Origin of the sequence: Thiocystis violacea (genome assembly GCF_016583575.1) — a bacterium.
Lineage (GTDB): Bacteria > Pseudomonadota > Gammaproteobacteria > Chromatiales > Chromatiaceae > Thiocystis > Thiocystis violacea.
Genome location: NZ_NRRG01000010.1, coordinates 98745 through 109431, shown reverse-complemented (window position 1 = coordinate 109431; position 10687 = coordinate 98745). Strand labels below are relative to the sequence as shown.

Annotated in this window: 10 protein-coding genes; 4 read left to right on the top strand and 6 right to left on the bottom strand. The window is 58.0% G+C overall.

The window, feature by feature from the left end; translation table 11 throughout:
• The coding region (locus CKO27_RS07450; protein ID WP_200374242.1) for an IS4 family transposase at positions 1 to 835 on the top strand (835 nt) is incomplete at its 5' end.
• Positions 836 to 1049: 214 nt separating this feature from the next.
• Here CKO27_RS07450 and CKO27_RS07445 read toward each other — a convergent pair.
• The 6 genes from CKO27_RS07445 to rpmH form a co-directional block, all read right to left on the bottom strand.
• Positions 1050 to 2369, bottom strand: coding sequence for a tyrosine-type recombinase/integrase (locus CKO27_RS07445; RefSeq protein WP_200374241.1), 1320 nt, complete (start codon positions 2367 to 2369; stop codon positions 1050 to 1052).
• Positions 2370 to 2714: 345 nt separating this feature from the next.
• Positions 2715 to 4052 carry a tRNA uridine-5-carboxymethylaminomethyl(34) synthesis GTPase MnmE gene (mnmE, locus tag CKO27_RS07440; RefSeq protein ID WP_200374240.1) on the bottom strand — a complete coding sequence of 446 codons (1338 nt, stop codon included), beginning with the start codon at positions 4050 to 4052 and terminating at the stop codon, positions 2715 to 2717.
• Positions 4053 to 4071: 19 nt separating this feature from the next.
• On the bottom strand, positions 4072 to 5745 hold the full coding sequence (yidC, locus tag CKO27_RS07435; RefSeq protein WP_200374239.1) for a membrane protein insertase YidC: 1674 nt from the start codon (positions 5743 to 5745) through the stop codon (positions 4072 to 4074).
• Positions 5738 to 5974 carry a membrane protein insertion efficiency factor YidD gene (gene yidD, locus CKO27_RS07430; RefSeq protein WP_207280642.1) on the bottom strand — a complete coding sequence of 79 codons (237 nt, stop codon included), beginning with the start codon at positions 5972 to 5974 and terminating at the stop codon, positions 5738 to 5740. The genes yidC and yidD overlap by 8 nt, the downstream gene beginning before the upstream one ends.
• Positions 5959 to 6288: a ribonuclease P protein component gene (gene rnpA, locus CKO27_RS07425; RefSeq protein ID WP_242470782.1), complete on the bottom strand. Its 330-nt coding sequence runs from the start codon at positions 6286 to 6288 to the stop codon at positions 5959 to 5961. Before rnpA ends, yidD begins: the two co-directional genes overlap by 16 nt.
• Before the next feature lie 53 nt (positions 6289 to 6341).
• Entirely contained in the window at positions 6342 to 6476 is a 135-nt protein-coding gene (rpmH, locus tag CKO27_RS07420; protein ID WP_012972289.1) for a 50S ribosomal protein L34, read from the bottom strand.
• A 280-nt stretch (positions 6477 to 6756) separates the two neighbouring features.
• Here rpmH and dnaA point away from each other — a divergent pair, with 280 nt between their 5' ends.
• The 3 genes from dnaA to recF all read left to right on the top strand — a co-directional run bounded on the left by dnaA (position 6757) and on the right by recF (position 10555).
• Entirely contained in the window at positions 6757 to 8112 is a 1356-nt protein-coding gene (dnaA, locus tag CKO27_RS07415; protein WP_200374238.1) for a chromosomal replication initiator protein DnaA, read from the top strand.
• A gap of 195 nt (positions 8113 to 8307) precedes the next feature.
• Positions 8308 to 9408 carry a DNA polymerase III subunit beta gene (gene dnaN / locus CKO27_RS07410; protein ID WP_200374237.1) on the top strand — a complete coding sequence of 367 codons (1101 nt, stop codon included), beginning with the start codon at positions 8308 to 8310 and terminating at the stop codon, positions 9406 to 9408.
• Between the two features lie 49 nt (positions 9409 to 9457).
• Positions 9458 to 10555 carry a DNA replication/repair protein RecF gene (gene recF / locus CKO27_RS07405; protein WP_200374236.1) on the top strand — a complete coding sequence of 366 codons (1098 nt, stop codon included), beginning with the start codon at positions 9458 to 9460 and terminating at the stop codon, positions 10553 to 10555.
• Positions 10556 to 10687 lie beyond the last annotated feature (132 nt).

Here is a 10687-nt window from a genome sequence, read left to right as displayed (position 1 = left end):
GGAACCGCCTTGGGTGCTGACACTCGATCGCACCAACTGGAAACTCGGGCGTGCCGAGATCCATCGACTGGTGCTCGGCGTTGCCTATCGTGGCTTGTCCATCCCGCTGTTTTGGAAGGCGTTGCCCAAGGCGGGCCACTCCAACACGCACGAGCGCATCGCGCTGATGGATCTCTACTTCGACACCTTTCCTTGCAAACCAGTGGCTTTCCTCTTGGCCGATCGCGAGTTCGTCGGGCGCGAATGGCTGAAGTCTCTCTTGCAACGGGAGTTGCCGTTTCGCGTGCGCCTAAAGACCAACGTCAACCTCACCTCCATCAAGGGCACCTACCCACGGCTGCGGGAGTTCCAGACGCTAGCGGTCGGCAGCACACGGGGGCTGCGTCAGCCGCGTCGGCTCTGGGGGCAGAAGGTCTTTCTCAGCGCCAAACGCTTGGAGCCCAATGAATGGCTGATCATCGTCAGCGAGTCCTTCAGTCGCCAGGCCGTGGAGGAGTATGCCCAGCGCTGGACGATCGAGACCTTGTTTGCCGCTTTGAAATCCTACGGGTTTCACCTCGAAGAGACCCATCTGACCCAGCCCGAGCGCCTTGAGCGACTGTTCGCGCTGCTGACGCTGGCCACTCTGTGGGCCGTTCATGCCGGAGTCTGGGCGCATGAGCAACAACCGATTCGCCAAAAAAAACACTCCAGCGCCCTCAGTTCAGCTTCTTTCGCTATGGGCTCGATCTCCTTCCGCGTCTCATCATCAAGCAGGCTAGCTTCGGCGCCGAACGGCTCTGTGTCCTCGGATTCATGCTCGATGGACGACCGTTCAAGGTCGAGCATGACATGAGGCTCGTGCTGTATTAGCTAGGCGAGGCTATTCGTTTTGTACTGTACTGAGAAGAAATACTTTAAAAACAGTAGTAATAAGGGCTGTGCACATGTGAGTAAGCGATAAACCTTTATTTCAGTCATCGGCTTACACCACGCGAGCCGTGCCCGACAGCTCTGGTGAACCTGTGGATAACCCTTGCTGGAAATCGCCGCTCAAAACGACACCCAGCCTATCCACATTCTCGGCGGTAGCTTTCCCCGAACCGCCCGATGATGACCTTACGCCCCTCCTCGATCTGGGCATCCACGAAATTCGCCCACCACTGCAACATTTCCCGCCGCTGGTCGGCGTACTGCGCCCGGTTGTAGACGCCGCGAATGCCCCTGGTCTCATGGGCCAGGGCCTTTTCGATCCAGTCGGAGTTGAACCCGGCTTCATGCAGATGGGTGGAAGCCGTGCGCCGGAAGTCATGAATCACGAAATCCTGAACATCATGCGTCAAGGATCGAATGGCCGCGTTCAGGGTGCTATGGGCAATCGGCTTGCTCAGGGTATTGCGGCTCGGGAAGACCCATTCCGAGCCGCTGGCCAGCCCTTTCAATTCATCGAACATGGCCACGGCCTGCCGCGACAGAGGCACCCAATGTGGCTTGTCTTTCTTCATCCGCTCGCCGGGGATGAGCCACTCGGCCTTGTCTAAATCAACCTCTTCCCAGCGCGCCCCGATCAGCTCGCCCTTACGGACCATGCAGAGGATGAGCAGATGCAAGCCCAGCTTGTTGGCGCGATTCATTGAGGACACGTAGATCGCCCGCAGTAGCCGCCCAGTCTCATCCGACGTCAGGGCCACATCGCGGCTTCGAGCGGTCGCGATGTACTTCGCCTCGACCGCCGCCGCTGGGTTGAAGGTCGTCTTCCCCCGCGCAATGGCATAGGCGAACAGCCGTTTCAGCACGTTGCGGGTTTGCAGGGCCATCTGATCGGAACCGCGCGCCTTGATCGCGTCGGTAATCAGGAGCACGTCGTCAATCGTCACATCGGTAATCGGCCGGATGCCAATCGCCGGGATGACATCCTTCTCCAGCACCCGCTTGATGTTCCGGGGATTGCTGTTGTTGGGTTCAACTACGTCCCGATACCAGCGCCAGGCGAAGGGCTCCACCGTATCAGCCGCCTTCGCTTCCGCCGCTTTTGCCTTGACCTTCTGCACCGCCTTCAAGCACCAGTTTCGGATGAAGGCGTGAGCCATTTCCTTGGCCTCCGGCTTGGCGTCCTCGGGGATCGGGTCGCCGCGCTTCAAGGCCATGGGAGACAGGCCGCGTTTCACCAGCGCCGCGCAGTCATCCCGCCATTGCCGGGCTTCCCCCAGTGAGTAAGCGGGATATTCCCCTAGCGTAGCCTTGGGCTGCTTACCAGCCAGGCGGTAGCGGTAGCGCCACGGCATTGAGCCGCCCGGCATGATCTCGACAAACAACCCATCCTCATCGGGCACCTGGTAAGGCTTATCACGGGATTTCAGCTTCCGCAGCTTGGTGTCCGTCAGCGCCATGATTCCCCCCTCCTATCCAAATGTGCCCATGGAAATCGGGCTTCCATGGGCACACCAGCGACCATGGGCACAAACGCCTAAAAAGCCTTATAAGGCATCTGCTTACAAGACATATAGACAGCCGTCTGTGCCCATGGAAATCTGATTTCACCGGCATCCGAGAAGCGTCTAGGGCACAAATTTTGTGCCCATGGGCACAGAGCCTAGACGCCATGGGCACAATCATGGGCACAAGTTTATGCGGATTCCCACGGAACACAAAGGACGATTGCGGAACAAAAAGCCCGCAATGACGAGGGCTTATGTGGATCTTGTGGAAGGGGGCGGAACGCCCCGGAAGGGTTGTTACTTGCCGATACAGAATCCGGAGAATATCCGGCCGAGCAGATCATCGGACGTAAATCGCCCCGTGATCTCGCTGAGCGCCCGTTGGGCCAGATGCAATTCTTCCGCGACCAATTCCGCCCCCAATCGCTGATCCAGATTCTCGGCGGCGGCCTCGAGATGTCGAAGCCCTTGATCGAGGGCGTCGACATGGCGACGACGGGCGATGAAGGCACCCTCTGGATGCGCCCCTAAACCAGCTCGGCTCTTGAGATGCGCCTTTAAAAAATCCAGCCCTTCGCCAGTCGTCGCTGAAAGCGAAATCTCTGGGCCGTCCTCGGACTCGGTGATCCGGGCCTTTTCGCCGAGGAGATCGATCTTGTTGCGAATCCGGGTCATGGGGCAATCGTCGGGCAGGCTCGCCCGAATAGCCTCGTCGGAGCCGTCGGAGGCATCCTGGACCCAAAGGACCAGATCCGCCCTGACCAGGGCCTCGCGTGCGCGTCGCACACCCTCCTGTTCGACCGGATCCTCGGTGTGACGGAGACCCGCCGTGTCGACGATGCGGATCGGAAGGCCGTCGACCTGGATGTCGAATGTGAGCAGATCGCGGGTGGTCCCCGGAATCGCGGTGACGATGGCGGCGTCGGATCCGCACAACAGATTGAGCAGGCTTGATTTGCCGACATTTGGAGAGCCCGCGATGACGACCGCCAAACCCTCGCGGATGACCTGCCCCTGATGCGCGTCCGAGAGAATCCGGCGAGTCGCCTGGATGACCTCGGAGAGGTCGACCGCGACGGCGGTTGCCGCAGCCGGATCGATCTCCTCATCCGGAAAGTCGAGGGTCGCCTCGACATACACCCGAAGTTGGATCAGGTGTTCGATGAGGTCGTGAATGCGTTGGGAGAAAACACCCTGAAGGCTACGTCCGGCGAGCCGAACCGCCAATGCGGTGGAACCCTCGATGAGATCGGCGACCGCCTCGGCCTGAGCCAGATCGAGCTTGCCATTCAGAAAAGCGCGTTCCGTGAACTCGCCGGGGCGCGCCGGGCGCGCGCCCAACTCCAGGCAACGCCGCAACAGGAGATCCATGACGATGGGGCCACCATGTCCCTGAAGCTCAAGCACGTCCTCACCGGTGAAGGACTTGGGGGCCACGAAACAGAGGGCCAATCCCTCGTCGATGAAACCGCCATCCGCTTCGCGGAAACAACCGAAGGCGGCGACTCGGGGCTCGAGCAACCGACCAAGGACCGCTTGCCCAATCCTTGGCGCGAGAGGTCCACTCACCCGCACGATGCCAACGCCTCCGATCCCTGGTGGCGTGGCGACAGCGGCGATGGTGTCGGGCGTCATGCGCGCAACCGGGTCGACATTATCTCCGGCGCTTGATGGCGGACTTTTCGATCTCGCGGGTGATATGCCATTGCTGCGCGATCGAGAGGAGGTTGTTCACCGTCCAGTAGAGTACCAACCCGGAGGGGAAAAAGGCGAAGAATACGGTGAACACGAAAGGCAAGCTCATCATGACCTTGGCCTGAATCGGGTCCGGCGGGGCTGGGTTCAGCTTCTGTTGCACGAACATGGAAACACCCATGATCAGCGGCAGAATGAAGTAGGGATCCGGCGCCGAAAGATTATTGAGCCAAAGCACGAAGGGCGCCTGACGCATCTCCACGCTTTCGAGCAATACCCAGTAGAGAGCGATGAAAACCGGAATTTGAATCAGGATGGGTAGACAGCCGCCGAGCGGATTGATCTTTTCCGTCTTGTACAGTTCCATCATGGCCTGGTTCAGACGCTGTTTGTCGTCACCGTAACGATCCTTCAGCGCCTGAAGCCGCGGCGTCAACTGCCGCATGTTCGCCATGGATTTGTAGCTCGTCTCGGACAGCTTGTAGAAGGCGAGTTTGATCAGGATGGTGAGCACGATGATCGACCAGCCCCAGTTGCCGACCACCGCATGGATCCAGCTCAATAACCAGGAAATCGGCTTGGCGATGACGGTCAGCCAACCGTAATCGACCGCGAGTTCAAGGCCGGGAGCGATTTTCTCCAAGGTATCCTGGAGCTTGGGGCCCACGAAGAGCTGATTCTCGAAGGTGTGCTCGGCACCGGGCGCGATGCTCACCGCCGGCGAGTATTTGCCGATGATGTAACGCGAGTTATTCAACGCATTCGAATAGAAGGACTCTTGAACGCCACGCGGCGGAATCCAGGCCGCCAGAAAATAATGCTGCATCATGGCGATCCAGCCATCGGTGACCGCGCGGTCGAGCTTGCCCTTCGCCATCTCCTCAAGAGAAACCTTTTTATATTTCTCCTCCGGGCTGTAGTAGACACCTCCGGTGAAAGTCTTGACGAAGCGGGGCTCGTTGGAATCGTTCAGCTCGGTGCGCTGAAACTGATTGTACTCACGGGCGATGAGCGGCGCCTCGCTTCCATTCGTGATGATTTGGCGCGTCTCGATCAGATAGCTGCCACGCGTAAAGACGTAGATCTTCTTGACCTGGATCCCTGTCTCGCTACTCCAGGTCAGGGTCACCTCTAGCCGGTCGACACCTGGTTCCAGTCGATAGCTGGACGCCTCGCTTGTGAACTGGGCCTCGTGTGTCGGCAGTGGGGAAGAATCCTCGCTCAGCAACCCCGACTGGACGATGAACATGTTCGGCGGAACCGGCTTCAGGAGTTGGAATTTTTCGTCCGGACGTTCCGGAACGATCACGTAATCGAGCAGCCAAGCCGCGCCAATGGCGCCTCCACGCGGAGATATCTGGATCTTGAGAAGATCCGTTTCGACCCGAATGGGCGAGGAATCCAGCGCATCCACCATGCCGGGGCCGACAGGAACCTCAGCGAGAGTGGTGGCGACCGCCGGAATATCTTTTAACGTATTCGACGTAGGACTAGGTATGGCCGCGCTCGACGGGCTTTGCGCTTGCGTAATCGCTGGCGCGGCGGCGCGTCCGTAGTCTTGCATCCAAGACTCATAGATGAGGAACAGCACCGCGGCAAGTGCAAGAAAAAGAAACAGGCGCTGGTTATCCATGAATCGTGGTCTGCCTTTCTTGAGGGACTGGATCGATACCACCCGGATGCCAGGGATGACAACGGGACAAGCGGCGCAGGGCCAGGTAACTCCCGTACACTGGCCCGTGGCGCTCGATGGCCTCGACGGCGTAGTGGGAGCAGGAAGGATAGAACCGGCAGTGCGGACCGAGGAGCGGGCTGATCAGGTATTGGTACACCTTGATCAGGCCGATCAAGATTCGACGCATGATGATTTCCTGATGGTGGCCCAGGCTTGCTCCAAGGCATCGAAAAGGCGGCGATTGGGTTCCGCGGTCGCACCGGCCGAACAGAGCACCACGATATCGACGCCGGGAAGCGTCGAACAGTGAATCCGGAAACTCTCTCGGGCAATGCGTTTCAGCCGGTTACGGTCGACGGCTCGTCGGGCGCGCTTCTTGGCTATGGCAAGACCGAGACGCGCCGCGTCCAGACCGTTTGGCCTGTACAGCACGACGAATCCAGACCTTCCAGTACGTCTAGGCTCGGCGAAAACGCGACGAAACTGGTTCGCATTGGTCAACCTCCTCTCGCGCGCGAAGCCCTGCTCGCGGAGGCCGGCTGTCTCCTCGGGGCTCAGGGAATCAGGCGGACGCGGCCCTTGGCGCGACGAGCGCTCAGAACCTTCCGGCCATTGCGGGTGGCGCTGCGGGCGCGAAAACCGTGGGTACGAGCCCGCTTCAGCCGGCTGGGTTGAAAAGTGCGCTTCATGAACGGTACTCCAGAGAACTCGATGGGGTGGGGCCAAGGCCGATAAAACCGGCTGGAAAAGGGCCGAGAATGTATGCAATTTCACGGGGGAAGTCAATGCTTGATAAGGAAATAGATCCTAGCCAAGGTTGTGGATAAGTGGATCCGAGGGCGCTAGACTCATGAATGGCTCAGGGACCGAATCCTCGTCCGGCACCTCTCTTCGGACACCCAATCCAAATTCTTCGCAATCCTCCGGGTGGTGGCCTTGCGCCAGTCCCCGAATCCAACGAGACGACGCATGTCGGCAAAAGCTGTGAGTGTATGGGAGCAATGTATCAATCAACTGAAGGGAGAGTTGACATCGGCTGAATACAATACCTGGATTCTACCATTGCAAGCACGGGTGGATGGCTCCCTGCTTCGGTTGCTTGCTCCGAATCGTTTCGTGCTGAATTGGGCGCAAGAACATTATGAGGAGCGTTTGCTCGAGCTATGCGCCCGCTGCAGCCATGGCCTGGTGTTGCAAATCCGATTCGAGGTCGGCGCCTTCGATCGGGAAACCGGGGGGGAGGGCACCCGAGGAGGTGGCTCGATCGAGGCCGTCCCCGGCCCCGACCTTGCGGAGCGGCGCGCCTCGGCCAACCTGAATGCCGATTTCAATTTCGATACCTTCGTCGAAGGCAAGTCCAACCAGTTGGCCCGCGCCGCATCGATTCAGATCGCGCGTAACCCGGGGACGGCCTATAACCCACTGTTCATCTACGGCGGCGTTGGGCTGGGTAAGACGCATCTGATGCATGCCGTGGGCAACATCATCCTGGCCTCGAATCCGAACGCGCGCGTCGTTTATCTGCATTCGGAGCGGTTCGTCGCGGAGATGATCAAGGCGCTGCAGCACAACCGGATCGATGAATTCAAAAAAACGTATCGTTCGCTCAATGCGCTGCTCATCGACGACGTTCAGTTCTTCGCCGGCAAGGAACGCTCCCAAGAGGAGTTTTTCCATACCTTCAACGCCCTGTTCGATTCCCGCCAGCAGATCGTGCTCTCCAGCGACCGTTTCCCCAAGGAGGTCGCGGGACTGGAAGAACGCTTGCGGTCGCGTTTCGGTTGGGGCCTGACGGTCGCGATCGAACCGCCCGATCTGGAGACCAGCGTCGCGATCCTGCATTGCAAAGCCTCGCAACTCGGGGTGGAACTCCCGGAGGATGTCGCCTTCTTTGTCGGCAGGAGGATTCGCTCCAATATCCGCGAGTTGGAGGGAGCGCTGAGACGTCTGATCGCGAACGCCCAGTTCACCGGAAAACCCATCACACTCGAGTTCGCCAAGCACGCGCTTCGGGATGTGCTCGCGGCTCAGGACAAGCAGGTCAGCATCGAAAATATTCAAAAAACAGTCGCGGAATATTACAAACTCCGCACTTCCGAACTTCTGTCAGCCAAGCGAAGCCGATCGCTCGCCCGTCCAAGGCAGATCGCCATGACACTCGCCAAGGAACTCACGAAACACAGCCTGCCGGAGATCGGAAACGCGTTCGGCGGTCGCGATCATACAACGGTTCTCCACGCCAACCGAAAGATAAAAAGCCTGCGTGAAAGCGATGCCGTGGTCGAGGAAGACTACAAAAACCTGTTGAGAATACTGACCTCATAGCTGTGGAGAAGATGTGCGGGACTGGATCGCGCTCGATCGGGGCCATCTTATCCACAGCATCACCAAGCGATGTCCATAGCCCTGGAGACAGGTATGTCAATGTTTTGGCGTATATTCTAAGGCTCTCATGGGTTATCCACAGCCCTTATCATTACAGATAATATATATATATTTTACTTAGCTATGGAGCAACCGATGGAATTCGTCGCCAACCGAGAAGTTTTTTTACCCGCGCTCAACAAGGTCATTGGCGTTGTGGAACGGCGACAGACCCTACCGATACTGGGAAATCTTCTCATTGTTGGACGGGAGGGGCGGGTGACATTGACCGGGACGGACCTGGAGGTCGAGGTCAACACCAATTTTGCCGCAGAGATCCAGAGCGAGGGCGAAACCACGGTCCCGGCCCGAAAGCTTGCGGATATTTGCCGCAACCTGCCAGAGGGAGCGGACATCCGGATGCGCGTCAAGGATGAACGCTGCGTTGTAACCTCGGGGCGCAGTCGGTTCTCCCTGGGATTATTGCCGGCGGTCGATTTTCCGACGATGGACGTGGAGGAGGGAGGCTTTCCGTTCCAGATCAAGGAAAGCCAGTTGAAGCGACTGCTGGACAAGACCGCTTTTGCGATGGCGCAACAAGATGTCCGCTATTACTTGAATGGCCTCTTGATGGAGCTGAATCCAGCGACACTGGTGGCGGTTGCCACGGACGGCCATCGGTTGGCGAAATTCGCCAGTCATATCGCTCTGGCGCTGGGCGAGTCGAGGCAGGTCATCGTGCCTAACAAAACCGTCCTTGAGTTAAGACGGCAGCTAGGGAATTCGGACGAGGAGGTAGCCGTCAGGTTGGGTGAAAAGAGCCTGCGGGTTGTCGTGGGGCTGATGACCATGACGTCGAAGTTGGTCGATGGACGTTATCCTGAGTATGAGCGGGTGATTCCGGGAAATATTGGGCGGATGGCGACGATCGAGAAGGAGTCACTGAAACGAGCCTTATCGCGAACGGCCATTCTTTCCAACGAGAAATACCGTGGAGTTCGGTTGAATTTCGATCAAGGCAATCTGAAGCTGCTCGCGCACAATCCGGAGCAAGAGGAAGCCGAGGAAGAGATCGAAATGCTATATGAGGGGGATTCTATTTCCATCGGCTTCAATGTTGCTTATCTGATGGACGTGCTGGCCGCTATTGACGAAGAGTCATTAGCGGTTCATTTCCAGGATGGAAACAGCAGCTCGATCTGGCGGGGCCTTGGAGTGGAGGATGAAACCTTCGTTGTCATGCCCATGCGGCTGTAAAGGCGTAGCGGAAACAGGATCAAGTGTCAGATTTGATTGAGTGTTTCGGATGGAAATGGCTCGGTCGATCGGCGCGATTCGTTCGCTGAAGATCGAATCGCTCAGGAATGTTGAGCGGTTTGTGCTTCAGTCCGAATCGCCAGCGATCCTGCTGACTGGCCTTAACGGCGCTGGAAAGACGACCATTCTGGAGGCGATCTACCTACTTGCGCGTGGTCGCTCGTTTCGTGGAAAGAAGGCCGGCGCCATCACGACCCGAGGCGAGCCTCACACCCGAATCGAGTGTCTCTACGACAAACACGATCAACACCCTCTGAAGGTTCGCTACTTTCGCGATTCTGCGGGAGTCCTCCGGGACTTCAGTCCGCCCTCCTGGCCGAAGGGCACGGGGGACTGGCTGGCCCCGTTGCAAGTCAAGCTGATTGGAGAAAACTCACAGACCCTCCTTGAAGGGGAGCCGAGTCTTCGTCGTCGCTTCCTGGACTGGAATGTGTTCCACGTGGAACCTCGGTTCGCTCAACTCCACAAGGATTTCCATCGGATTTTGATGCAGCGCAATTCAGCCATCCGCTCCGGCCACGGTCAGAGGCCGGCATGGGACAGGCTCTATCTTGAGTTATCGGATGAGATCGATCGGCTGCGTCGAGATTTCCAGGAGGAATGGCGCACGAACTTCAAGGAGATCCGATCCGATTACCCGTTCCTACGAGATGCGGAGATTAAGTATCAAAGAGGCTGGCCGGAGGGCATGACACTTTCGGAGTCGCTGGATGTGCTTCGAGATCAGGAGTTGGCACGCGGATATACCCTGTCCGGGCCGTCAAAAGCCGATTTCCACATAATCAACGGAACAGTTCGATCGGGCTTTTCACGAGGCCAAGCGAAAATCGTCGTTTCTCTTTTGCAACTCGCGGCTGAGAGGGTTCATCTTGCCCGTGGTCGCGATCCTACGGTTTGGCTTCTGGATGACCTGGAGGCCGAACTGGACATGGGCATGGCCGAAAGACTCTGGAATGCGTTTTGCTTAACGGATAGTCAGATTTTTGCGACACGCGTGTCCTCTGGACGGGATCCAGGTGTATTCGCTTGCTCTCGCACAATCGAGATGTTTCACGTGGAACATGGGGCGATGGTTGATGCGTCCTAGCGCGAACAGGCGGCGGACCTCCTTTTCGGACTCGGATTCCCGCCTGAAGGTGGCTGAGATACGAGGCCGGATGATCATCGTTAACCTGCTTGGAACGTTAGCTTTTTCAATCATTTAAACTCGATCACTCGG

Bases quoted from the DNA above. Each gene is read 5' to 3' on its own strand.
- CKO27_RS07445 (WP_200374241.1), bottom strand. From the start codon at position 2,369: ATGGCGCTGACGGACACCAAGCTGCGGAAGCTGAAATCCCGTGATAAG.
- mnmE (WP_200374240.1), bottom strand. From the start codon at position 4,052: ATGACGCCCGACACCATCGCCGCTGTCGCCACGCCACCAGGGATCGGA.
- yidC (WP_200374239.1), bottom strand. From the start codon at position 5,745: ATGGATAACCAGCGCCTGTTTCTTTTTCTTGCACTTGCCGCGGTGCTG.
- yidD (WP_207280642.1), bottom strand. From the start codon at position 5,974: ATGCGTCGAATCTTGATCGGCCTGATCAAGGTGTACCAATACCTGATC.
- rpmH (WP_012972289.1), bottom strand. From the start codon at position 6,476: ATGAAGCGCACTTTTCAACCCAGCCGGCTGAAGCGGGCTCGTACCCAC.
- dnaA (WP_200374238.1), top strand. From the start codon at position 6,757: ATGTCGGCAAAAGCTGTGAGTGTATGGGAGCAATGTATCAATCAACTG.
- dnaN (WP_200374237.1), top strand. From the start codon at position 8,308: ATGGAATTCGTCGCCAACCGAGAAGTTTTTTTACCCGCGCTCAACAAG.
- recF (WP_200374236.1), top strand. From the start codon at position 9,458: ATGGAAATGGCTCGGTCGATCGGCGCGATTCGTTCGCTGAAGATCGAA.